Origin of the sequence: Maridesulfovibrio sp., from assembly GCF_965230075.1 — a bacterium.
GTDB lineage: Bacteria > Desulfobacterota > Desulfovibrionia > Desulfovibrionales > Desulfovibrionaceae > Maridesulfovibrio.
Genome location: NZ_OZ245945.1, coordinates 3,670,207 through 3,694,415, shown reverse-complemented (window position 1 = coordinate 3,694,415; position 24,209 = coordinate 3,670,207). Strand labels below are relative to the sequence as shown.

Sequence of the window (24,209 nt, the reverse complement as noted above, 5' to 3'; positions counted from 1 at the left end):
AGGAGAATAAAAAAAGGGCTGCATCAATTGATGCAGCCCTTGTGTGATTGCTTAGGGAAAAAAAGCTGTAAAGCCGGTGTGGTTTATTAGCCCTTTTTCACAATGGATGTCTTGAGCATCATTGCGCCGAAGCCAGGAATTTTACAGGAGATGTCATGCACTCCGTCTTCAGGCTCGACCAGTCGGATGTTTTTGACTTTGGTTCCCTTCTTGATGGATGAAGATGCGCCTTTAACTTTCAGGTCCTGAATAACGATTACGGTGTCGCCGTCAACAAGCACGTTGCCGTTTGCGTCTTTGTATACCTTTTCTGCAACATCTTCAGGCTGAAATTCATGGCTGCACTCAGGACAGATGAGGGAGGTGCCGTCGGAATATACATATTCAGAATTACACTGCGGGCAATTAGGTAAATTTTCCATTATGTTTTAACTCTTTTTTTTATTCCCTCCTGAAGAGGGAGTTTCAGGTGCAGGCATGTTGCCAGCATTATGATTAATAGTCGCAAGGGATCAGTAGCTATTATCCCTTTATTTTTCAAGTTGCCATTCAGCTGTGGATTTTTTGCACTGAGTATTATTAGAAACTCAGGCTTATGCCAACTCCCACTTCCTGTCCTTTCTCTTTAACCGGAGTTCTATGGCGGCTTTCCATAATGTTGTCCTCACGTTCAGACATGACTCCGGCACTGATCCCATCTGATATTTTTACATCGTCATAAGGTTTTGCCAGTTTATCAAGCCTGTTTTTAACAGTTAAGTTTTCTGAGGCGGATTCATCCTCGACGGTTAAATCTTTGCCGATTTTGGGTTCGTCAGTTTGAGCTTGGATCGAGGTGGCGGACAAAAGGAAGATTGTCAGTAATATGATAATTATTTTATGCATTTTTCTGCTCTTATAAAAATGTTTGTTTCTAAGAAACTGATCATAGAAAAACTTGGTTTGCTGTTTTCATTGAAGCAGGTCCTCTTGAAACAAGAAATTATATACTGATAGTGAATAGTCAATTCCTGAGTCCGATGCACCAAAGCAGAAAAAGCCACCAGTCTTGCGATTGGTGGCTTCTCCGCGAAAAATTGTGGGTTAGCATTTCAAATGACTTTTATTCTGGTGTCCACACATAACACAGCTTTTTCCTGGCACCGCTTTTATACGCAGGGTCGTCAGGGTGGACATCTTCCATGGATCTGAAAACGGCTCCAAGTTTTTCGATGATCCTGATTGATGCTGCGTTTTCAGGGTCAACAGTAAGGATGATACTGCTGTAAAAGCAGGTAATGACTTTCCTGAGCGCTATACAAGCATGGTAGCTCAGTGAATTACCCCGGTATTCAGGAAGAATTTCATAGCCGACATGTCCTGCACATTTTAGGATATGACGGGTGTTGCCAATACGAAGATTAATATGGCCGACAATGGTTTCTTCCGTATTGAGGATTTTGAAGTGGAGAAAGGGTACAAGTTCGCCATCCGGTGGGACCGGGACGGTTTTCTCAAGGTGCAGGTGAATCGGTCCTGAGCTTAATGGGGCGTCTGAGTTAAGATGTATCATTTGCTGTGAGTTATGGAGTCTTTTTTAATTATTATCAATTGATTTAGCTGGATCGATTGGATCTACAGGCTAGTGGTCGTCATCCATACCCGCAGACAGAAAGTTTTTTCTGTCACCAATCATCGCCACTTTTGTGTCCGATACACCAAAACAGAAAAAGCCACCAATCTTGCAATTGATGCCTTTTTCAGAAAAGTGGCGGAGCCGACGAGACTCGAACTCGCGGCCTCCGGCGTGACAGGCGGGATGCTTCAGAATATTTCATGTTTTGATTTGATATGGCTACGCAGTAGTTTTTTTGCAGTTAACCGGGTACTGTTGTTGTCGGTTGGATAGTTGTCGAAAATTATGCTGCTGGAGGCCAAGTTTGTGATGGGTCGAAAGATATATTTCGTTATTATTTTTGTCTTACTAAGCCTAATGTCTGCGATCAATGTCGCTGTCGCAAAAGATAAAGTTACTGTCGCTATGGATGACACTTATCCTCCAATGTCATTCCTTGCCCCGAATGGTAAACCGGAAGGCATTCTTGTTGAACTTTGGAGGCTTTGGTCCGAGCAAACAGGTGTAGAAGTTGATTTTGTTTCAGGTACTTGGGAAAAAACACTTGAGTTTGTTAGATCCGGTCAGGCTGATATTCATTCCGGGTTGTTCGAGAATAAGGAACGGGCTGAATGGATGTTGTTTTCAGACTCCCTTTATTCCATCAAAAGTGCTTTTTATTTCAGTGCCCATGCATCTATTCCCGACTTGAATCAAATGCATGGGAAAAAGATTGGTGTAGTTGCCGGGACATATCAGCACTCATTTTTAAAACCGAAGTATCCCAGTGTTGCAATAAAAATTTTCGAAAGCCATGAAGATCTTGTTGCTGCTTTAGTTTCCCAAAAAGTCGATATTATTTTCGATGAAGTACCTACAGTTTCTCGTATCTTGGCCCAATTTGGATGGCAGGGGCTTGTCTCAAGGCTTAATGCTTCTGGGGTGTCCAATATGGTTCATGCTGCTGTTATTAAAGGTAATTCTGATCTTTTAAAGGAAGTTAATGAAGGTTTCCGTCAGCTTGATCCTTTACGTTTGTCTGCCATTGATGAGCGTTGGACAACAAATCCCAAGGATCGTTTTTATCGGGCATCGAAAACAGACGCTAAAGGCAGCTTAAGCAAAAATGAACGAGAGTATATTAAAAAGCACCCTGTGTTGTCTCTTACCTCAACTCCCAACTGGCCACCTTTTGAAATGGAAATGAAAGATGGTTCCTATGCAGGCATTGCTGCCGATTTTATAAGACTGGCAGCCAGCAAGGTTGGGATGGCCATTTCTCCTGTGTTCGACACTGACTGGAATGCCCATATGGACAAGTTGAAAAAGGGAACGCTTGATGTTGCCCCCGGATTGAATGAAACCCCTAAACGACTTCAGGATTTCATATTCACAAAACCGTATATCGAATACTACTCTGCTATTTTTACGAAGAATGACCGTGAAGACATTAGTTCACCGGATGACCTGAATGGAAAAACAGTCGCACTTGAAGACGGTTATGCTATCGCAAGGAACCTGCCAAAAGATCGCCCTGATATAAAAATATTACTTGTTAAAACAACCCATGAAGCCCTAGAGGCTGTGTCCACTGGAAAAGCTGACGCATACATTGGTAATCAGGTTGTTGCATCTTATCTCATAAAAAAATTTACTCTGTCCAATTTGAAACTTGTAAGTCTCTGGCGAACCGACCTGCCCGGAAAACTGCGGTTTGCAGTTGATAAGGATGATCCTATCTTACGGGACATTCTGCAAAAGGGGCTTAATGCAATTACCAAAAAAGAACGAGATGAGATCCTTTCGACCTATCTGGATTTATCGGGCTTTAAACAAAAAATATTTTCCTTGACCAAAGAGCAGTGGGATTGGCTCAAAGATCATCCGCGAATTATGCTCGGGGTTGATTCCCAAAGTGCACCTTTTGAGTTTGTCGATGAGGAGGGGAACTATAAGGGTATTTCTTCAGAGTATATCCGTTTTATTGAAGGAAAACTGAAGACGAAGATGGTTAGAGCTAAGGAACTCAGCTGGAACGAGATACTCGAATATGCAAAAGAAGGAAGGATTGATGTTCTTACTTCTATTGTTCGAACTCCTGTCAGAGAAGAGTTTCTGCTTTTTACCAATCCTTATATTACTTTTCCTGTTGTCATCTATTCGGGCAAGGCAGCTCCTCTTATAAGCGGTGTGAATGATATTTTGGGCGGCAAAATAGCAGTAGTGGAGGGATATGCGACCCATGAATACATGGTTTCAGACTATCCAAATTTAAAACTGCATCTTTATGAAACAGTTGAGGATGCAATTAATGCCTTGAAATTGGGAGAGGTTGATTGGTTTGTAAATGATTTGGCCACTGGCAGCTATTGTATTGAGCAACAGGGAGTGACTAATCTTAAAGTCGCTTCATCAACAGAATATTCCATGTCTTTATGCATGGCTGTCAGGAAGGATTATCCTGAACTTGTGGATATCCTAAATAAAGCTTTGAGTGTTGTTTCAGACGAACAGGCAGCTGAATTTAAAAGTAAGTGGATTGCCCTTAAGTTTGAGCATGGACTTGATATGAGCACAGTGCTCAGGTGGGTTTTACCAATCTCAGGGGTAATATTATTAATCGTCGGCATCATAATCTACTGGAACAGAAAGTTAGGCAGAGAGATTTCAGAGCGTAAAAAAGCACAGACAGAGTTGGCTAATACCTTGGAGTCACTTGATGAAAAAAATAACATGCTTGAAGGCCTTTCTGCAAAGTTGGCAAAGTACTTATCGCCTCAGGTTTATGATTCAATTTTTTCCGGAACTCGCGATGTGGCTCTCTCGACAGAGCGAAAGAAGCTCACTGTGTTTTTCTCGGACATAAAGGATTTCACGCAAACAACTGACGACATGCAGCCGGAAGATTTGACCGCATTGTTGAATCATTACTTTACGGAAATGTCCGCAATTGCAATGGAATATGGGGCAACTATCGATAAATTTATCGGTGACGCCATGCTGATGTTTTTCGGTGACCCAGAAACTAAAGGGGTCAAGGAAGATGCTCTCGCGTGCGTAGGTATGGCAATGGCAATGCAGGACCGTATGAGACAGTTGGAACGTGAATGGCACAAGATGGGGTATGATAAGCCATTTAAAATGCGGGTCGGCGTAAACACTGGATATTGCAATGTCGGTAACTTCGGGTCTGAGTCCAGAATGGATTATACTATCATTGGCGGTGAAGTTAATTTGGCGGCTCGGTTAGAAGGGCAGGCTGATCCCGGTGGTGTTCTGGTTTCCTCAGAGACATATTCACTTGTTCAAGATGTTGTGCAGGCAGAGGAGCGTGCGCCGATATCTGTCAAAGGGATAAGAAGAAGCATCCGGCCTTATGCTATATTGGATATTGATGAAAACGATCAAAGGAGTCCTGAAAATAAGGAAGCAATGCATTACACCGAAACAGGGGTAGATATTTTTGTGGATTTGAAGAGGTTAAACCCTCAAAATCGTGATGATCTTTTAGTTTATTTGAATAATTTGGCTAAAAAATTAGAAAGTTCATAGTAACGGTTATATTTATAATTTTTTTTGTGTCTGATGCACCAAAACAGAAAAAGCCACCAATCTTGCGATTGATGGCTTCTCCGCGAAAAGTGGCGGAGCCGACGAGACTCGAACTCGCGGCCTCCGGCGTGACAGGCCGGCGTTATAACCAGCTTAACTACGGCTCCGCATATATATTAAACGTGTTAAGCAACGTTTAAATTCTGAGGTGGTAGGCGGAACAGGGCTCGAACCTGTGACCCTCGGCTTGTAAGGCCGATGCTCTCCCAACTGAGCTATCCGCCCCCAGTGAGGAATCAGTTCTAAAGATACTCGCTAAAGTTGTCAACAAGTTTTTTTAAAAAAGTTTCAGAAAGTTATTCCTTTACCCATTCAAGGGCTTCATCCCTTTGTTCCGGGCTGTAATGGCGGACTTCAATTGAGGGAAACAGCTTGTCGCCGATCTTGACCAGCGACTCATGCCATTTGATATCTGAGACCACTGCCTTCTTGGAGAACCGCTTAAGGTTGGGCAGGGCAAATTTCAGGTCTTCCACCAAAGCACTGAAGGATATTCCACCCATTTCAACTACTTCCACATAGACGGCGATCCTATCGATGTTCTCCATCTTTTTCTCGCAGACGGCAATCATGTTGCTCATGTCTTCTTCTTGAATTTTGCCATCGATCTTAAGGCCCAAAACTTTAGGGGCGATTTCTATGATTTCAATCATGCTCTACTCCTCAGTTTGTTCCCTGTTTTCAGGAAGTGATATGGAAAAAACAGTCCCTTTTTCGGGGCTGGATTCAAACCATACTTCTCCGTTGAGATGTTTTTCCACCAGCAGTTTCATGCTGTAAGTACCCAATCCTCTGCCTTCTCCCTTGGTGGAGAATGAGCGTTTGAAGATCTGCCGCTGTCTTTTTTCCGGTATGAAATAGTTATTGTGGCCCCAGAAACGGACCTTCCCGTTTTCCTTTTGGCAACCTATCGTGATTGTTTCTCCCGGTTCGGAAGCTTCGAGGGCGTTTTTGACCATGTTTCCCAAAGACCTGATCAAAATTGTCGGGTCCGTACTGAAATAGAAGTCGTCGAATTCTTCTATGTGTATCCGGCGATCAGCGCAGAGCGGATGGCTGCTGTACATATCCCATACTTTTCTGAGTGTGCCTTTACAGGATGTCGGTTTGATGGAAATTCTCAGGCTTCCTGCTTCGGCCCTGCTGAGATCTCTCTGAGCTTGAATTTCTTCAGTCATCTGCGAGATAGTGTTGTCCATCTTGAGGCATTGCTCGTGTACTCGAGATGATGCGGAACTACGGCAGAGCATTTGCGATGCATACCGCAATCCTGTGGCAAGATTTAAAATGTCATGGAAAAACAGGTGCTCGAGATTCTTTCGTCTTTTTTCGTGGCTGATGTCGAGCACAGTAAAAATGATAAGGTCGTAATCTTCATATTTAAACGGCGAGGTGAAAACCTGCAGATCCAATGCTTCATTGAAGTCAGCGGATTCCCTTAAAATGCGACATTCCTCAGTGTGGGCATTTCCTTCAAGGGATTTTATGATTGAAGCTGCGGCCCCGCAGTCACGACAGAATTTGCTCGTTCCGCATCCGCCTTGATGGGCAACAGCGTGAATGCAACCTAATGCTTCTCCCGGGCGGAGTCCCACTGTTTCGTGCGAACTTTGGCTTTTGGCCATAGATTGAAATACTGAATTGCAAAATACAGTCTGGCGGTTTGTGTTTATGATCAGCAAAGGGACAGGAACTGCATGGAACGCAGTGACCATTGAATTCTTTTGTATGATGTCTGCCAGCTCCTGAAGCTCCGGCAAGGGAGTCCTTTCGGCAGGTGCAAAGTCAGTGGGCAGAGTCATGCAGAACCTCATAATTCTATCGGTTAAAGAGTGGATTGGTTGTATAAGTGTAATAGCTCATTTTCCGCTTTATGCAAACATGAACCATTTGGTTTCAACTGTGCGGTGTCTTTCCTTATTTATCAAAGGAGACTAGTTTAAAGTTGCTTTTTATTGAAATAATATAGAGACTTCAAGGAAAAGAATATATTTACGCGGAGATTCCCAAATGAGTGATAAGGCTGAGATGTTCAGCAAAAAAATGTGCGATATTTTGAATTACGGGGCACTGAATCTGGCTATGGGCATCGGCTATGAGGCTGGACTGTTTGAAGCTCTTGCCGCAATGGATGGCCCTGCTTCTTGTAAAGTCATTGCCAGTGAGGTTGGAGTAAGCGAGCGATATTTGCGTGAGTGGCTGGGAGTAATGGTTTGCGGTGGCATCGTTGAGGTTCATACCGGGGAGCAGGAACTTTTTGAGTTGCCTGAGGAATATGTTCCCTTTCTCTGTCTTTCCGGAGGGAATTCAAACCTTGGAGTTTATACGCAGGAAATCCCTCTGCTGACAGATTGCGCAAGGAAAGGTGTGCTTGACGGAATTAAGAGCGGTGTGGGCATACCTTATGAACGCTACCCTAAATTTTATTCATTCATGGAGCAGTTGGCCGATGCCAAACATCGCGATGTATTAGTGCAGACTTTTTTGCCTTCGGTCTTGGATGGAGAGATGGTCCGGCGCATGGAAAACGGTATTTCAGTGTGTGACATAGGTTGCGCCGAGGGGGTGGCCCTGGAGGTCATGGCGCAGGCTTTTCCGGCTTCGCAATTTACGGGGACTGATATTTCAGAAGAGTCTCTGGATAACGGGCGGAAGCGGGTTGCTGAATTGGGATTGAAGAATGTTGTTTTCAAGCTTGAGGATGCTGCCGGGGTTCATATTGATCCGGATCAATTTGATTACATTACCGCCTTCGATTCCATTCATGATCAGACTCGCCCTTTTGATGCTTTGAGCAATATTCATAAGATGCTCAAGCCCGGTGGTGTCTTTTCCATGATCGACATCAAAGCCAGTTCTTCGGTCAGTGGAAACATGGAGCATCCCATGGGAGCTTTTCTTTATACGGTAAGCCTGATGCACTGCATGCCTGTTGGGCTGGTGGACGGTGGAACTGGGCTGGGCATGATGTGGGGCCGGGAAAAAGCTGTTTCTATGTGCCGGGAGGCCGGGTTCAGCCGGGTAGAGGTGAATGATATTCCCGAGGATGGTTTTAACAGCCATTACCTCTGCATTAAATAGAAATAGAGGCTCGTAGTGAGCCTCTTTTGATTCATTGACACTCTGGGTGATCTTATTTATTGCTGATTTTGAATTTGAAAGTCATTCTTATTTGTTTTGACTTTTCTAAAAATCAATTCATACGGGTAAAAAGCAGTATGTGAATGTGCTTTGCCCGGGAGTATATAAATGAATCAGATGGTTACAGCACGCCAGTTTTTTCAGGAAGAAGACTTGCGTGTCATGCATTGCATACCCGGACGCATACGCCTGCGCAGCAGTTTATTCAGGAAGCTGGCTCTGAACCCGGACTATGTTGAGGCCTATCTGGCGTCTTCGCCGGGAATTGTACGGGTACGTTTCAATAGCAAAGCCGGGAGCCTGATTGTCCGTCATGATGGTATGAAAGATATCTACGGACAGATTGTTCATATCCTGAACACCCTGCCTGCTGAGGCCTTTGTTGCGGACAAAAATAGGGTAGAGCCAATTACCTGTAGTGCAGTGGGAGGGCACTTGCTGGTGGCCCTTGCTACCCCGGTTCTCCCACCGCTAATGAAGTTGCATATGGCCATGATAGTGGGGCTTCCAATTCTTTGGGACGGGATAAAAAATTTATTCAATCACGGCATAAGTGCCAAATCTCTCGATGCTTTCAGTGTGGCTCTTTGTTTTGTCTTGAAAAATTATACTGCTGTAGCGGTAATCGGTTTCATGCGTCTATTTGGGGATTTCCTGAAGCAGTGTAATGACCGCCGATCCAACGACCTGCTGGTCAGCCTGTTGCGCAGCAGGAAAAAAGAGGTCTGGGTTGAGCGGACCGGTGTTGAAGTGGAGATTCCTTTTGATGCTGTGTGCATCGGCGACATTGCGGTCTTCGGGACCGGAGAATTGGTGGCGGTTGACGGGCGAGTTGTTGGTGGTTCTGCAGTGGTTAATAAAAGTATGATCACCGGGGAGTCTCTCCCTGTCTGCTTGGAAGAAGGAAGTCTTGCTGTTTCCGGTTCAGTTGTTGAAAGTGGGCGTATCCGGGTCCGGGCGGATAAGGTCGGTTCCGAAACATCCATGTCCCGGCTTAATCATTTCCTTGAGCGAACCATTCAAGATAAGTCTCTGCCTGAACTTAAGGGCGACCAACTTGCCGATAAGCTGGTTCCGGTAACAATAGGACTCAGTGGTGCAACTTACGCTTTGACTGGAGATCTTTCCCGCACTGCATCCATGGCCTCTATAGATTATGTCTGCTCGGTGAAGTTTCCGGCTTGTTTTTCCGTGAAAAGCAGCATTTATGCTGCCGGACGTTCCGGCATGTTACTGACCGGGGGACAGGCTCTCGATGCTCTTGCGAAAGTGGATACCGTTGTTTTCGATAAAACCGGCACACTGACCAGAAACCGGATGAAGGTTACTGATGTGGTTTCGTTCGGTGACTTGAGCGCCGAGGCTGTGCTTTGCCTTGCCGCACGCATTGAGCAACATTATGAGCATCCGCTGGCCAAGGCTGTGGTGGAAGAAGCTTGCTCCTGTAACCTTGAACTTAGTCCGGTCAGTGATGTTGAATTTGTGGTTTCCCGCGGGGTTAGTGCCATGGCTGATGGTCGGAAATCGTTGGTGGGGAATAGGGGCTTTGTTCTTGAGAATATTTTAGATTGCTCTGAGCCGGACCGCCGCGCTGATATTCTGCGGGAAGAAGGTAAGATTGTTTTGTATGTAGCTCAGGATGGAGAAGTGCGGGGCCTTATCGGAATGCGTGATTCTCTGCGGCCTGAAGCGGGAGATGTCTTAGCCGATCTAAAGTGTATGGGTATACAAAAGGTGGTAGTACTGACCGGGGATCACCGCAAGACTGCCCGTCAGTTTGAGTCCCGGCTTGCAGGAATTGATGAACTCCATTGGGAACTGACTCCTGAAGACAAGGCTCGCATTGTACGTGATTTGAAAAAACAGGGCCGATCTGTGGCTGTTGTAGGGGATGGGGTAAATGATGCCCCGGCCTTTGTTGAAGCCGATCTGGGAATCTGCATGGGGCATGGTGGAGAGCTGGCCCGTTTGAGCGCACAGGGAGTGATCTTGAATAACGATTTGCGGTCGCTCTGCATTGCCCGACGTATTGCACTGCGTCAGCACAGGATTTTAGACCATTGTTATCGTCAGGGGGCGCTGGTCAATACCTGCCTGCTTGCCCTAGCTTCTGCGGGAGCTCTTGCCCCGCTGGCAGCTACCGTGCTCCATAACCTGAACACCTTCGGGCTGATGGGCTATTCTGTCCTCAGCGCAGGTAGGCTTGAGGGTAGCTAAATATAATCGTTGTCTACGTAAGGAGTTAAAATGAAAGGGTGCCGACAATTGAGTCCGGCACCCTTTTTTTATTTGTTGATCTGTCTGATCAGCTCCACAGCCTCATGGGGAGGCCGGGATTCAACACGTTTATATTCGCTTCCATCAGCAGTGCGTGAAACCAGTCCCTCATCCACCAGCCAGCGTCGTAGCATGGTGTGGTCGCAAAAAGAGTGGTTCAGAATCAATTGTTCATCCAGTTCCAGCTCTGTTAAAGCCGTGCGTGCTGGCAGACGCGACCAGAGTATCCATAAGCAGAGGATGCGCTGGTTGTATTTCTTGGGCCAGCGGTAGAGTTGTCCGTTGAGATCGAAATAGCGGACAGCTTTTTGTAACCGTTTCAGGTCGAGGTTAGGTAGCTCTTGTTTGCCAGGTGTTGTCTGCTCAGCTTTGAGGTGCTGGAAGTTTTTGTAACCTCCGGCCTTGGCCAGCAGATTGAGCATTTCCACATGGCTGGGAATGCATTCTGCCTCTTCCAGCTGTCTGCGCAGGATGCGCGACAAAGCGGATACATCGTTAATGATGAGTGGGAGTTGTGTGCGTGACATGGCTTATCCTTGTTTTCGTGCCTACCGCATAAAAATGGGATTGCCGGTGGCCGTCCTTCCGACTCGGCACGGGATAAGTGTCGAATGGAATTAATTTGTAGCAGGTTTAGCTCCCCAAAAGGGGTGACGGCGCCTTGGTGAACTGCTGACCGGGATTCAAGGTACAGTAGCGGGGAGGTGGAGGCAATAAGAAAAAGGACGGTATATATTTGTGGATAAGACAATCCTTGGAGCTATTGAAGCTTGTACTTATCTTTGATCTTCTTCCATTCTTTGTTGTTTTCAAGGGTTGAGGTAAAATCAAATATAAATTTTTTCAATCGTGGGTCAGGGTTGTTCAGCAAGATATGGCGAGTATATTTGGTCAGGGGGGCTGGGGATATATATACTCTGTCTTCATAATTATATTTGTGAAGCAGGTACCCTAAAACGGAATTGGGTATTGTTGTGAAATCCTTGCCTCGATTTTCCACTACTGTGCGCAGGTTCAAGTCCATGGATGCCGCATCCTTGCGTGTAATTTTGCCTTGGGCAATGGCTTCATCCAGTCCTTTGTATTTATGTCCGAAAACACCAGCCATAGTAAGTCCATAAACCGATTTAGGGCCTAAGTAGTCAACAGGATTATCCCTGCGTGAAACAATTTCATTGCGGTCATGAAGTATCGGCGGACTCCACACAAATTTGGCCTTACCTTGTTCTTTCATCCAGATGGGACTGACAAATAAAATAATGCCCGATTTTCCTTCTGAGAGGAAAAGGTCGAGTCTTTTTCGGGACATGGAGAGTAGTTCAAATGAGAATTCTCCTTTTGCTTCTTCATTTAATAAAGTCACAAAGTCTTGTTTCAATCCTTCGTTAGTGCCGATAGCAAACGGTGGGTCGCAATAGTAGCACCAGACATTGATCTTTTGCCCCGCAGAGGCAAAGCTTGGGAAATAGCTGCTTATGGCGCCCACAGCCAACAGGCAGAATATGATAGATGGGTACAAACGTTTGCTTAAGTACTCGGTAAACATTTTCGGTCTCCTGAGTGTAAAATGAACATTCAGTCTAGCAAATATGCGGTCGCAAAAATAGTATAATCACTAGTTGATATTTATTACATGGGTCTTTATTTTTAAGATAATAGCGTTCTGTGGTGTGAGGACAATTTTCAGTAGGAGGGTAATATGTCCGAATTTGACTTCGATCTAGGGTTGTATCGGGAGCGCCTGCATCTGCCGGATAATATCTCAAGCACGGCAAAAGGCTTACGAATCCTGCATCAGGCGCAATTATGTTCAATTCCCGTAGAGAATTTTGATATCCAGCTGGGACGCGGCATTGATCTTGATCCATCTAAACTGTTTGAAAAACTAGTGTGCCGGTCGCGTGGTGGATACTGTTTTGAATTAAATGGTTTGTTTCTCATGGCGCTCCATGCTTTAGGATTTGAAGCCCGTCCTCTTCTGGGAAGGGTGCACTTGACGGGAGTGCCTTCCGGGCGCGGGCATCAAATATCACTTGTTAAAGTTGGTGGGCGTAACTGGATTGCTGATGTGGGATTTGGAAAGGATGGTCCGCTTGGTCCTTTGCTTCTGGAGCTGGATACTGTTCAGGAGTTTCACGGACAATCATTCCGTTTGATAGACGGAGCCGAGTTCGGGACAATGGTTCAAAAGCGCGAGCAGGATTACTGGAAGAATCTTTATAGTTTCGACATGGAGTATGTATGCAAGGCGGATATCGCTTACGGTAACCATTATACCTCCACAAGCCCGAATTCGTTTTTTACAACATCACGATCCGCAGCCCTGCCGTTTGCCGATGGATGGGCCGCCTTATTCAACTACAGGCTTAAATTGATACAGGGAGATGAGGAGCAGGTCGTAGAGCTTCCAGAAGGCCAAGGATATCTGGATGCCCTGAAAAAGTATTTCGGGATAGAACTGGATGCCACTTATGAGGAGCTGAGACCTATCTCAAGAGAAAAGGAAGACGGGTAGTTTTGTAAGGGCAAAGAAAAAGCCACCAATCTTTCGATTGATGGCTTCTCCGCGAAAAGTGGCGGAGCCGACGAGACATTGGGGGGAGAATCTCATGTTTCCCCCTCAATATTAATGTCCTGCTAGCATTCTGGCTGCCGCGCGTATATACGCCGGAGCTTTAATTTCTCCATATGGAGGAACATAAGGAGCTGAAGAGAAATAGACACCCACAAAATCACGGTCCGGGTCGATATAAATACCTTGTCCTGTGTTGCCGTGCTTATACATGGCGCCATCTTCAAAGATGAAATCGAATTGGTGTGATCCTTTAATGGGTTTTTCGCCAAATAATCCTATTGACTGGTTCTCTTTTGCTCCTCCTGCAAACGCTTTAGGATCACCGCCTTCACGGATGCGTTTTAGAACTTCTGCGGTAACAACTTTTTCATGTGCAACAGCATTCCAGCTAGGCGTAAACAAAGCTCCGAACCTAGCCATGTCCTGAAGAGTTGAGGACATTATCGCCATGGTCAGAGCTCTGCCGTCCGGTGTAAGGTTAGTAAACAACGGCATACGCGCACCCATTTTCCCCCAAATTCTCTGTTCAACAACGTCGCTCCAGCGAAGCCCTGTAACATCTTCAATTACCTGCCCAAGTATTTGAGTGTTGATTGAAGAGTAGCGGAATCTTTCCCCCGGTTTTTCTTCTTTGAGGGGTTTTGCTTCACGCACAACCTGCATCCAATCTTCTAGCTCAACGTCTCGATTTGGTGTGCCAATGGATGAATAAAAAAATCTTACGATCATGGATTGACGATTCAAAATTGATGAATTCGTCTCTTCAATATCAAGTCCTGCAGTGTGATTAAGCAAGTCAATCACCCTCACTTTTTCCCAAGCAGATCCAGCGAGCTCCTTAACATATTTAGTAACAGGGGCTTTGGGATTTAATTTTTCTTCTTCAATCAGCATAGTTCCGACTAAGCCAACAATTGTCTTAGATGCAGAAGCCCACCAATGGATATCTACAGGAGACATACCGGGGTATGTTTCGTAGACAATCTTTCCCTTATGCAACAAGAGCATACCCTGAAGTCTGAATACTTCTTTTTTGGCATACTGATCGAGAGTTATTTCACCAGCACTGTCAGTTTTGACGGTGATCTTTCCAATCCTGTCATCTAGAGCGTATTTTAAAGGCATGTATGCGATATTGGGCATGGAAAGGTCAGTTGGAGTAAGTGCAGGCCAATTCAGGAGGTAATATAAGGTATGGTCCCCGCCCATCTGAGCATGAAAGCTATCAAAGCTGTCGCGAGCTTGTTTTACGAAATCTTTTGGAAAGGGATTTTTCGCTGCAGATACAGGCATAGTTACTTTTGCCCCTGCCTTCGCTAAACTTTTCTCAAGTGTAGACTCCTGAGCAAAACAATATACTACGCCTGCCGCAAGCATAGCAGACATAAGGATCACAATTCGTAATATCTTATTCATGATACCCGGTCCTCATTAGTTCGAAAGATTAGAAAAACAAAACATTTCTACACCAGATGAGTGCCGTATTACAACCGCTATTAGATTAAATAAATCTGAATGTGACTGAATTCTATTAGGGAAAAAGAAAAAGCCACCAATCTTTCGATTGATGGCTTCTCCGCGAAAAGTGGCGGAGCCGACGAGACTCGAACTCGCGGCCTCCGGCGTGACAGGCCGGCGTTATAACCAGCTTAACTACGGCTCCGCATATATATTAAGCGTGTTAAGCGACGCTTAAGTGCGCTTTCGTGAAGAAGATTCTATGTAAAACCGTGGCTGCTCGCAATTATAAAGATCAAAAAGTTTTATAATTTTACGCAATGTAGGTTTTTTCTTGTTTAACTTGCCTAGATTAAAGAGTTTTTATTTTTATGTTCTAGCCAATAATGCCTATATCGCGAGCGTGGCTCAGCAGCACATTGGCTGATTGGTGCAAAGTTTCATATTCTTCCTTATCAAGCAGGGTTTCCAGCACTGTTTCAACTCCGTTCTCACCGATGACACAAGGCATGGCAAGGCAGACCTCCGGGAGGTTGTGCAGTCCGGCTACGCAGGTTGAAACGGTAAGTACGCTTTTTTCGTCTTTGATGATGGCTTCCACAATACGGCAAAGGGCCACACCGATGGCGTTGGAGGTTGCGCCCTTGCGGTCAATGACTTCGTATGCGGCCCGACGGACCTTGTTCAGGATTTCATCACGGATTTCGCGGTTAAAAGGTACGTTGCGCTGGGCAAAGAATCTCTCCAGCGGCACGCAGGACACATTGGCCTGACTCCAGACCGCAAGCTCAGAGTCTCCGTGCTCGCCAATAATGTGGGCATGTACGCTACGTACATCTACATCAAGGCGCTCAGCCAGAATCAGGCGGAAGCGGGAGCTGTCCAGCACGGTGCCGGAACCGATGATCTTGCCCTTAGGTAGTCTAGTTGTTTTAAGCAGGTCGAGGGTTAGCACGTCCACAGGATTGGATGCCACGATGATTATCGGCTCTCCACCAAGTTTAAGTATTTTATTCGCAATATCGGAAACAATCTTGGCGTTGATTTTAAGCAGGTCCAGACGCGTCTGGCCCGGTTTCTGGTTTGCTCCGGCTGTGATGACTACGATGTCGGCATCCGCGCAATCCTCGTATCCTCCGGCTATGATCTCCATGGGACCGATCAGCGGTAATCCATGGCGCAGGTCCATGGCCTCACCCTCTGCGCGGGCCTGATCAAGATCCACCAGCACCAGTTCATTGACCAGTCGTTTCAGGCTCAAAGCATAGGCGAAAGCTGCGCCAACCATCCCGGTTCCAATCAAGGCTAATTTTGTTCTTCTTGTTTTCATATTCAAATCTCTTGTGTTGTTTTGTGAAACAAAAAACGGGTCAAAAGTTTTCAGATTAGAAAACAGTGTACTTTAATTACAGGGAAAAAGCATGCTTAAAATTGATGAGTAGGGTTAGATGGTTAAGGATATATGGCTGAATTATTGTTTAAGTCTATAGAATTTGATTATCAATTTCAGTTGTGTTAAAAGTATGACCCATCCACCTTAGAATAGAGTCTGAGGGGTATTAACCAATAAATTTAGACTATTAATAGATTTGGAGACCTGTGATGGATGTGTATCAAATTGGCAATTCTTCCGAAATAGGAGAAGAGCGCAACGTAAGTAATTCAGATAAAGGTTTTGTCCGCTTTATTCCGCTGCAATCCGGTATCACTCTGGCCACAATAGATTGCATGCTGGACGAACCAGTCTCCATTTCTTTTACCCCTCCGCCTGAAACGATAGCTATCGGATTCAGCTTATCTGGAAATATGGAACTAAATCCTGCAGGTTGGAATTCTAACGTTGGGCTTCATTCTGGACTGAGTCATTTTAGTTGGTTCCCTGCGGTGTCGGATTTTACTGAAACGATTGAAAAGGGTCGCATACGCCGGGTCTGCCTGATGGTGCCTAGGGATTTACTCTATAAATACATCGAACATTACACACAAGATTTGCCTCGTCATTTGGAAGTACGGAGCAGCAGCCCAACTCATATAATGTCTCCGCTTACTCCCGGGATGAGGGCAATTTTACCGCAGATTTTTGCATGCCCTTATCAAGGAATTAGTCGTGAGTTTTTTATTGAAAGTAAGGCAATGGAACTGCTGACCTATAAATTTGAACAGCTTGGGTTATGTTCCCTTCAGGAGCGGATCTCGCTCCCCTCTAATGACGTTGAAGGAGTTGGTTACGCAGCAGGTCTTTTGACGGAAGATCTGGAGGATCCCAAAAGCCTTGAGCAAATCGCCCGTGCAGTGGGGATGTGCCGTTCGAAGTTGCATGAAAAATTTAGAATAGTTTATGGCATGACTCCCTTTGAATACCAACGTGACTTCCGTCTCGATATTGCTAAGCAATATCTTCTTGAAAGCACCATGAGTATTACGGAGATAGCTTTTGCGGTGGGCTATTCCAGTTCAGGATATTTCACAAAGGCGTTTAAGAAACGTTATGGGGAATTGCCGGGGGAATACCGTAAAAAACTTCTCTCTTGAACTAATTTTCGGACGATAGTGCAATAAAAATAGAAGAAAGTGCCAGCCTCTTTTCTACAATCTTTCTAGCGTTCCTCCCATATTGGCCGCCCCGTATGAATCGAACTTTGTATGATCATGCGGAATTTCTCCGGCCACGATGAGGAGTACTTATGAAAGACAATGATCAGCTGCGGGCACCCAGCAGACTGAAGGTGCTTATCACTTCGGTCACCATGGCTCTGCTGTTGCTCGCAGTCCCGGCTATCGGACAGGATAAGGATGAAAAAACTGCCGCGGAAAAGGATAAGAATGAGATGGTCCTTGCACCGGTAACGGTCACCGCGAATAAGCAGGAAGAAGAGGTCCAAAAAGTCCCTATGGCTATTACTGTGTTCGATGAAATGAGCATCGAAGACAAGAAAATCGACGATCTTACAGAGCTTAGCGACTATGTGCCTAACTTGATGATTTTCAACGATGGCCCTCCTGGTGTGAGCAGTCCGAGCATGCGAGGCATTCACGCTGATGCCGAAAGTTTATCGGTATCTACTGGTTTGTTCATTGACGGTATCCCGGTATCATCAACTGTTGGTTACTCCAACAACCTTTTGGATATCGAAAGGATTGAGGTTTTGCGTGGCCCGCAGGGAACCTTGTACGGTAAGAATACAGAGGTCGGCGCCATAAACATTATTACTCGTCTTCCGGGCAACGACTACCGCGGTAAAGTATCTACAGACGTTGGTTACAGGAAAAAATCTGCCTCTTTCAATTTGAGTGGACCTATCCTGCAGGATGAGTTGTTTTTTGGCTTTGCAGGACAGTTTTTCAGGGACGACGGGTTCGTTGAGCATACCGTTTCCGGCGATCCTGTGGACGATGAGCAATACCTTTATGGAAAGGGACAATTGCGCTGGACCCCTAGAGAAGATTTGGAATTACGCCTTATCGCGTCCCATATCCAGTATGATAACGGTGCGTTCAGGATGGGGCCCAATCCCGAATGGTGGTCCGCTATGCTGCCGACCGTTCCCGGCGACCGGAAAGTTTCATCGGATCATGAGGGGTATGGTAGATCTTCAGAGTCCAATCAGGCCCTGAAAGTAACTTACGACTTCAGTGATCATCTGACATTCACATCCACAACCACGCATAGGTTTTTTAACGACAACAGGGCTGTGGACATTGATCTTACCTCCGTCGATATGCTTTGGAGGGATTTCGATAATGATTACCGTACCTTTTCTGAAGAACTGCGTTTGAACTACGAAAATTCCGGATGGAAGTGGCTCATGGGGCTGTATGCCGATAATGACAGTATCAATATCCGGGAAATAGCCAGTGGTGGCCCGCGCAATCAGGATGTGGATAAGTATTCTTATGCCGTCTTCGGGCAGGCCACTATCCCTATTACCACAAAGCTCAGTGCCATCGGCGGATTGCGTTACGAGGTGCAGCAGACCGATTTTAAAAATAGAGAGACCGGCGAAAAGCAGGATGGCTCTTGGGATAACATCGCTCCAAAATTATCTTTGGAGTATCAGTTCCAGCCAAATCTCATGGGGTATGCCTCAGCTTCGAAAGGATTCCGTTCCGGAGGTATCAACTACAACTATGTTGACCCAGGCAAGATCGAATATAAGTCCGAGGAATTATGGTCATATGAAGTAGGGGCTAAATCCCGTTGGTTGGATGACAGGCTGATTCTTAATGGTGCTGCTTACTACATGGATATCCAGAATATGCAGGTCTACGAGGGGTATCCGCCCATGCGTCTCGATATTTCCAATTCAGCTAAAGGCATCGGCTACGGATTGGAGTTGGAAATGCAGGCACTGATCACCAAGACCCTGAGTCTTGATGCCAGCTTTGGGTATTCCAACGTTGAATTCGATGATTTCACTGAAGATGGCGTGAGTTATGATGGCAATAAAAGTCCCTTTGCTCCGGAATACACCTTCAATGTCGGTGCGCAATACCGCATGGAAAATGGATTCATTTCACGAATGGATGTTGTCGGGTACGGGAAAATGTATCTGGACAAGGCTAATCGCTATTCCCGCGATGCATACCAGCTCGTAAACGCAAAGGTCGGGTATGAAGGCGAGACTATGGACATCTACCTGTATTGCAAGAACATATTTGACGTCAGACATGACGCTGAAGGTTATTACGGTGGGATGTACACTCTTTACAGTGATCCGCGCGAAGTCGGCCTGAACCTGTCATTACGTTTTTAAAAAGAACTAGAGATTAAGCTGTTATAAGGATAATTTATGAAATTTCTTCAAATATTGTTGGGCCTGTTTCTGGTGGCACAGCCGACCGGTGCTCTGGCTCATACGCTCTGGGTTAATTGCTTTGAATCAAACGTCCATTCCCCGGGACATGCCATCGTATCTCTTGGATGGGGGCACGCCCTGCCTCTTGATGACATACTCAATTCTCCCAACGGCCGAGTTAATGTCTCCGCCTTCACTATCACTGATCCTGCCGGGAAGACCGTGCAATTATACAATCCTCCTTTGAAGGAGAGTAAGCCTTTTGTTTCCAACAGAAATTATTCTGTTTTTCCGGGTGACATTGGTGTGCAGAGAATCTCCCTTGAGAAAGAAGGCACCCCCGGTGTTTATCAGCTTGCTGCTATGTCCCGTCCGGCCTTTTATACGAAGTATATAGACACGAAAGGCAGGAAACGGATGAAGCTCAAACCTAAAGATGAGCTTAAAGATATTAAAAAAGTGCTGATGTCGGTCAAATACGAGGCCTCGGCAAAGTCCTTTTTTACTGTGGGCAGTTGGCAGGAACCTGAACCGCTCGGACACGGGCTTGAAATAATACCGAAGACTGATCTTAGCAATGTCCGGATCGGCGATATGGTGGAAGTCAAGGTTCTTTATCACGGCACTCCCTTGAATAATTCTGCCAACAGCGCGGAATTTATTACCGCGTCAAGCAGCAGTTTCGGACAGGGCGAAGGTTTTTCCTTGTTTTCGGCAATTGTTAAGGGAAAAGCTCAATTCCGGGTCCAGAGCCCCGGTCAGTGGCGCGTTGTTGTGAAGCACAAGGATGAGATTACGAAAGACGGTCCGCTTAAAGCTTTGGTGGGTAAAGCCGATCAGGCTTACCATGCGGCTACTATGACATTCTCTGTGAAGTGATGTAGTCGCTTATGACGAACTAAGAGCACAGGGCAGGAGTTCTTTCTTGTCCTGTGCTTCCCCCTATCTGTTTTCCATAAAAAATTACTTGAGATGTAAAAGTACAATATCTTTGCGCCATCAATCATTCTCTCGGGCAGCTTTTTTTGATAACTAGTTCAGTAGTCGATAATAGTGTCATTGGAGGATGAGTGATGAAAAATATTCTTTTTCAAAGTCAGTGGAATTGGCAGACCAGTGGTATTGCACTGGGGATAATGTTTTTGCTGGCAGTTCTTTTTGTAAAACCCATCGGGGTTTCGACCCAGTTTGTAATTCTGGACGGGATTCTTTGGAATGCTGTTTCTGATCAAGTGGTAGTCGAAGATAATTCTGCCAAAAGCGGTTACGCCAGTCCTAATGCCTACCTGAATAAAAGTGGCGGAAAGTACGCTAAAAGCGTCGCCAATCCGATTAACTACAGCTTCATTTTTGTTCTGGCCATGGTCGCAGGCGGCCTTATAGCCCGCAGAATGCAGAGCGAGAAGGATGTTGAAGCGGATATGGTTGCACCGCCTGTCTGGCGTGAGCGTTTCGGGGATTCGGATATCAAGAGATATGTATATGCCTTTGTGGGCGGTGTCTTGGTACTATTCGGTGCGCGTCTTGCCGGGGGGTGTACCAGTGGGCATATGATGAGCGGTATGATGCAGACTTCCTTAAGCGGCTATCTGTTTGCGCTCGGTACTTTTGCGGTTGCGATGCCTGTTGCCATAATTTTCTACAAGGGGAGAGATTAGCATGAGTATTGTCATGGCTGTTATTCTCGGGATGGCCTTTGGTTTTGTGCTGCAAAAGGTAGGAGCCGCTAATCCCCAGAAGATTATCAATATGCTCAGGTTTAGGGACCTACATTTAATGAAGGCGATTCTCCTCGGCATTGGGGTGAGTAGCTTGTTGCTTTTTGTGCTTCTTGTTTTTGGAATTGCTGACAGTTCCCACCTCAGCGTTAAAGACGCTTACGTGGGAGTTGTCGTCGGTGGGTTAATATTGGGCCTTGGTTGGGCCATTTCAGGATTCTGCCCCGGTACCGGAGTTGTTGCTGCCGGAGCAGGGAGAAAAGACGCACAGGTATTCATCATTGGTGGGTTGGTCGGTGCATTTATCTACACGCTCGTATATGGATCAATTAAGGATTCGTTCTTGTTTTCCAGTCTTGGCGGCAAGGTGACTCTAGCTGTAACCGGAAGCAAATATGGAGCAATGCTGGTATCTTTTCCCGGATTAGCAATCGCTGGTGGGACAGCAGGTTTATTTATTGCTATTGCTTTGGTGCTTCCTGAGAAGGTCGTGGAGTAGAAACAGAAAAAGCCACCAATCTTTCGATTGATGGCTTCTCCGCGAAAAGTGGCGGAGCCGACGAGACTCGAACTCGCGGCCTCCGGCGTGACAGGCCGGCGTTATAACCAGCTTAACTACGGCTCCGCATATATCTAAAAGCGCGTTAAGCAGCGCTAATTGACAAGTGGTAGGCGGAACAGGGCTCGAACCTGTGACCCTCGGCTTGTAAGGCCGATGCTCTCCCAACTGAGCTATCCGCCCACTGTCGGTGTGGATTTGTAAGTGGCTTGAATGTTTGCGTTCATTCTGTTTGCCCCCCGTCCACGAAGAGGGATACTGCCGATGTCGGCCTGTTTTGTCAAACGATTTTTTGAATATATTTAAAATAAATTTTAATCGTTTGAAATGTTTGAGTTTTTATGCGCAATTTCTGCGAACTTTTCCATGCTTTCAATGGGGTTCTCAGTCTGGAAGATGTTTCTGCCGATGCAACAGCCCTTGCAACCTGATTCCAGACCCTCTTCTGTGTTGTTCAGAGCACCTTCCACATTCTGGCCCAGGGGGCCTCCGGTGACCAGAACCGGAATCGGGCTGGCGGCTACAGCTTTCATGAAGGTATCCCCGTTGTTGGGGTAGGGTACGGCTACGATATCCGGTCCCAGTTCCGCGCCGATGCGGATACAGTGCGCTACTAGGCTGGAATCATGTTCGTTTACGATCTGGCTGCCTCTGGCGAGGACAGTTGCCAGTACCGGGATACCAAGCTGGTGAGCTTCGTCGGTGATTTCACCGAGGTCCACCAGCATGCGGTCTTCCAGTTCATTGCCGATGTTCACGTGCATGGAAACAGCATCCGCCCCAAGGCGCAGGGCTTCGGAAATGGAGCAGACGATGTTTTTGTTGTAAGAAGGCGAGCCGTGCCTTGTTCCGGCATTGAGCTGGATGATCAGGTTGACGTCCGACGGCACGAGGTGGCCGTAATGCATGGCCAGACCCTTATTGAGGATGACTCCCTGCACACCGGATGCGGGCAGGGACTCAAGGATGGACTGGATGGAGCCGAGTCCTTCAATCATGCCTTCATTGGCACCGTGGTCGAGGGCCAGAATCAGGGCGTTTCCGCTTTCTTTATCAAAAAGCCTTTTCAGGCGGCGGTGAGTTCCGTTCATTATCTTATTGATCCTTATGTTCTTACTTGTCTGTCCAGATAAACCGGGTTCCTTTCTTTCCGGTGAATCCGAGCAGCATATCTTTATAATAAAGTCCGACAGGGCCTTTGCCCTTTGCCGGGGCGGGAAGGCTTTGCCCTGCCAGCAGGTTTGCTATGTCCTGCGGCTTTTCAATGACCAATGCCGAACTGTCGGGTTTTTCAGGCAGCAGGCAGCGTGCAAACGGGTCCGGTTTGAACTTATCCCGGTTGAGTTTGCCTATGTGGAAACCCTGCCAGCGCAGTTCCTTGGGCAGTCTTTCAAGGGCATGCTTGTTCAGGAACATGGCCTTGCCTTTAAATTCGTAAATTTCTCCTTCGGGCAAGGCGGAAAGGTCCACTGATCCGGGGATTTCGGTTTTTTTGAGATTGACCTTCTTGCCCGGGGGATTGCAGGTGTCCGGGATTTGAGCTTCTTCATCGCCGGGTTTGCGCAGCCCGCAAAGATAGAATCCCTGCCCGCCACCGGAACCGTCCACCCGCAGCACCCCGTCCATGTTGGGCAGGAGCGGGTCGGCAATGGTGAAGCCTTCGGGGCGCGGGAGATCGAACATTTCAAAGCCCAGCTCTTCGGTGGCGAAACGGGTCTGCTCCTCGTTTTCCTGTACGTTAGTAGTGCAGGTGGAGTAGACCAACCTTCCGCCGGGAGCTAGCAGCTCGTATGCTTTACCTAGCAGCTTGCGTTGCAGGTTTACCAGCGGGATGGTTTTCTCACCCTTCCACACTTCCATAGCCTTGGGGTTTTTATTCAGCGTACCCCAGCCGCTGCATGGCGGGTCGAGCTGGATGGTTTTCCAACTGGACGAGGGCAAGGGTAGCTTCTGGGATTCGTAGTGCACTGTTGCGGTATTCACGGCTTGTACCTTGCGCAGATTCTGGCGCAGCAGGGCCAGACGATCACTGGAAGGTTCGCTGGCAAGGACAAATCCGTCTCTTCCTACCAAGCGGGCCAGCAAACCGGTCTTGCTTCCGGGGGCAGCGCACATATCAAGCACTACATCACCTTCTTCCGGGGCCAGCATGAGCGGAGGTAGCATGGAAGAGCGGTCCTGAATGTAAATCCGTCCGAACCTTGCAGCTACGGATTCACCCAGCGGAAAAGGTTCCTTTTCCAGAATACGGGCCATGGAATAGAAAGGTTCCGGCCTGAATTCAAAGCCCTGCGCACGGAGTAGTTCCTCCACTACTTCCACATCCTTGGGAGAGCAGACCAGTCTGAATGTTCTTAAATCTGTATTCATATAAAGTATGTTGCGGTCGAGGGTGTGAGAGTTTGAGAAGACCAGGAGTAGGGGGCCGCAAGAAAAAGTAAAATAATGTAAAATTATGGCCTGATATAACTTAAGGAAG

Annotated in this window: 20 protein-coding genes and 5 tRNA genes; 9 read left to right on the top strand and 16 right to left on the bottom strand. The window is 46.5% G+C overall.

The features are described from left to right. Nucleotides 1-86 precede the first annotated feature (86 nt). The 3 genes from ACO05Z_RS16775 to ACO05Z_RS16765 form a co-directional block, all read right to left on the bottom strand. Nucleotides 87-422, bottom strand: coding sequence for a zinc ribbon domain-containing protein YjdM (locus tag ACO05Z_RS16775; protein ID WP_421903327.1), 336 nt, complete (start codon nt 420-422; stop codon nt 87-89). 157 nt (nt 423-579) lie between these two features. Continuing rightward, entirely contained in the window at nt 580-885 is a 306-nt protein-coding gene (locus tag ACO05Z_RS16770) for a hypothetical protein (protein ID WP_421903326.1), read from the bottom strand. Between the two features lie 217 nt (nt 886-1,102). Continuing rightward, nucleotides 1,103-1,552, bottom strand: a complete 450-nt coding sequence (locus ACO05Z_RS16765; protein ID WP_421903325.1) for a GNAT family N-acetyltransferase — start codon at nt 1,550-1,552, stop codon at nt 1,103-1,105. 336 nt (nt 1,553-1,888) lie between these two features. On the opposite strand from ACO05Z_RS16765, the gene ACO05Z_RS16760 reads away from it, so the two are divergent. After that, nucleotides 1,889-5,146, top strand: a complete 3,258-nt coding sequence (locus ACO05Z_RS16760; RefSeq protein ID WP_421903324.1) for a transporter substrate-binding domain-containing protein — start codon at nt 1,889-1,891, stop codon at nt 5,144-5,146. Nucleotides 5,147-5,236: 90 nt separating this feature from the next. Here ACO05Z_RS16760 and ACO05Z_RS16755 read toward each other — a convergent pair. From ACO05Z_RS16755 to ACO05Z_RS16740, 4 genes are all read right to left on the bottom strand, one after another. Further along, nucleotides 5,237-5,313: transfer RNA gene (locus tag ACO05Z_RS16755), tRNA-Asp, on the bottom strand. Between the two features lie 42 nt (nt 5,314-5,355). Continuing rightward, nucleotides 5,356-5,431 (bottom strand) — tRNA-Val (locus ACO05Z_RS16750). A gap of 71 nt (nt 5,432-5,502) precedes the next feature. Beyond that, a complete protein-coding gene (locus tag ACO05Z_RS16745; protein WP_421903323.1) occupies nt 5,503-5,859 on the bottom strand; it encodes an STAS/SEC14 domain-containing protein in 357 nt (118 codons plus the stop codon). A gap of 3 nt (nt 5,860-5,862) precedes the next feature. After that, complete coding sequence (locus ACO05Z_RS16740) at nt 5,863-7,008, bottom strand: sensor histidine kinase (RefSeq protein ID WP_421903322.1); 1,146 nt, start codon at nt 7,006-7,008, stop codon at nt 5,863-5,865. A gap of 208 nt (nt 7,009-7,216) precedes the next feature. On the opposite strand from ACO05Z_RS16740, the gene ACO05Z_RS16735 reads away from it, so the two are divergent. Both ACO05Z_RS16735 and ACO05Z_RS16730 read left to right on the top strand, forming a co-directional pair. Next, nucleotides 7,217-8,287, top strand: coding sequence for a class I SAM-dependent methyltransferase (locus ACO05Z_RS16735; protein ID WP_421903321.1), 1,071 nt, complete (start codon nt 7,217-7,219; stop codon nt 8,285-8,287). A gap of 168 nt (nt 8,288-8,455) precedes the next feature. Continuing rightward, nucleotides 8,456-10,564 carry a heavy metal translocating P-type ATPase gene (locus ACO05Z_RS16730; RefSeq protein WP_421903320.1) on the top strand — a complete coding sequence of 703 codons (2,109 nt, stop codon included), beginning with the start codon at nt 8,456-8,458 and terminating at the stop codon, nt 10,562-10,564. A gap of 68 nt (nt 10,565-10,632) precedes the next feature. Here the strand turns inward: ACO05Z_RS16730 and ACO05Z_RS16725 are convergent, their stop codons facing one another. Both ACO05Z_RS16725 and ACO05Z_RS16720 read right to left on the bottom strand, forming a co-directional pair. Beyond that, nucleotides 10,633-11,151, bottom strand: coding sequence for a DUF2087 domain-containing protein (locus ACO05Z_RS16725; protein ID WP_421903319.1), 519 nt, complete (start codon nt 11,149-11,151; stop codon nt 10,633-10,635). A 233-nt stretch (nt 11,152-11,384) separates the two neighbouring features. Beyond that, nucleotides 11,385-12,170, bottom strand: coding sequence for a substrate-binding periplasmic protein (locus ACO05Z_RS16720; protein WP_421903318.1), 786 nt, complete (start codon nt 12,168-12,170; stop codon nt 11,385-11,387). 153 nt (nt 12,171-12,323) lie between these two features. Here ACO05Z_RS16720 and ACO05Z_RS16715 point away from each other — a divergent pair, with 153 nt between their 5' ends. After that, the gene (locus tag ACO05Z_RS16715; protein ID WP_421903317.1) at nt 12,324-13,139 is read left to right on the top strand and encodes an arylamine N-acetyltransferase family protein; all 816 of its coding nucleotides are present in this window, start codon (nt 12,324-12,326) and stop codon (nt 13,137-13,139) included. 111 nt (nt 13,140-13,250) lie between these two features. On the opposite strand, the gene ACO05Z_RS16710 is transcribed toward ACO05Z_RS16715, so the two are convergent. From ACO05Z_RS16710 to ACO05Z_RS16700, 3 genes are all read right to left on the bottom strand, one after another. Next, nucleotides 13,251-14,615 (bottom strand): serine hydrolase domain-containing protein, encoded by a 1,365-nt coding sequence (locus tag ACO05Z_RS16710; protein WP_421903316.1) that lies wholly within the window; start codon nt 14,613-14,615, stop codon nt 13,251-13,253. A 170-nt stretch (nt 14,616-14,785) separates the two neighbouring features. Then, a tRNA-Asp gene (locus tag ACO05Z_RS16705) sits at nt 14,786-14,862 on the bottom strand. Between the two features lie 171 nt (nt 14,863-15,033). Next, nucleotides 15,034-15,987 carry an L-lactate dehydrogenase gene (locus ACO05Z_RS16700; protein ID WP_421903315.1) on the bottom strand — a complete coding sequence of 318 codons (954 nt, stop codon included), beginning with the start codon at nt 15,985-15,987 and terminating at the stop codon, nt 15,034-15,036. 272 nt (nt 15,988-16,259) lie between these two features. Between ACO05Z_RS16700 and ACO05Z_RS16695 the strand changes: the two genes are divergently transcribed. The 5 genes from ACO05Z_RS16695 (at nt 16,260) to ACO05Z_RS16675 (ending at nt 21,670) form a co-directional block, all read left to right on the top strand. Beyond that, entirely contained in the window at nt 16,260-17,189 is a 930-nt protein-coding gene (locus ACO05Z_RS16695; RefSeq protein ID WP_421903314.1) for a helix-turn-helix transcriptional regulator, read from the top strand. A gap of 152 nt (nt 17,190-17,341) precedes the next feature. After that, nucleotides 17,342-19,411, top strand: coding sequence for a TonB-dependent receptor (locus ACO05Z_RS16690; RefSeq protein ID WP_421903313.1), 2,070 nt, complete (start codon nt 17,342-17,344; stop codon nt 19,409-19,411). Between the two features lie 36 nt (nt 19,412-19,447). After that, the gene (locus tag ACO05Z_RS16685; protein ID WP_421903312.1) at nt 19,448-20,332 is read left to right on the top strand and encodes a DUF4198 domain-containing protein; all 885 of its coding nucleotides are present in this window, start codon (nt 19,448-19,450) and stop codon (nt 20,330-20,332) included. 194 nt (nt 20,333-20,526) lie between these two features. Continuing rightward, entirely contained in the window at nt 20,527-21,111 is a 585-nt protein-coding gene (locus ACO05Z_RS16680) for a YeeE/YedE thiosulfate transporter family protein (protein ID WP_421903311.1), read from the top strand. 1 nt (nt 21,112) lies between these two features. Beyond that, nucleotides 21,113-21,670, top strand: a complete 558-nt coding sequence (locus ACO05Z_RS16675; RefSeq protein WP_421903310.1) for a DUF6691 family protein — start codon at nt 21,113-21,115, stop codon at nt 21,668-21,670. A 49-nt stretch (nt 21,671-21,719) separates the two neighbouring features. Here ACO05Z_RS16675 and ACO05Z_RS16670 read toward each other — a convergent pair. From ACO05Z_RS16670 to ACO05Z_RS16655, 4 genes are all read right to left on the bottom strand, one after another. Beyond that, nucleotides 21,720-21,796 (bottom strand) — tRNA-Asp (locus ACO05Z_RS16670). 41 nt (nt 21,797-21,837) lie between these two features. After that, a tRNA-Val gene (locus ACO05Z_RS16665) sits at nt 21,838-21,913 on the bottom strand. Between the two features lie 131 nt (nt 21,914-22,044). Continuing rightward, nucleotides 22,045-22,821, bottom strand: a complete 777-nt coding sequence (locus ACO05Z_RS16660) for a class I fructose-bisphosphate aldolase (RefSeq protein WP_421903309.1) — start codon at nt 22,819-22,821, stop codon at nt 22,045-22,047. A gap of 22 nt (nt 22,822-22,843) precedes the next feature. Then, entirely contained in the window at nt 22,844-24,100 is a 1,257-nt protein-coding gene (locus ACO05Z_RS16655; protein WP_421903308.1) for an RsmB/NOP family class I SAM-dependent RNA methyltransferase, read from the bottom strand. Nucleotides 24,101-24,209 lie beyond the last annotated feature (109 nt).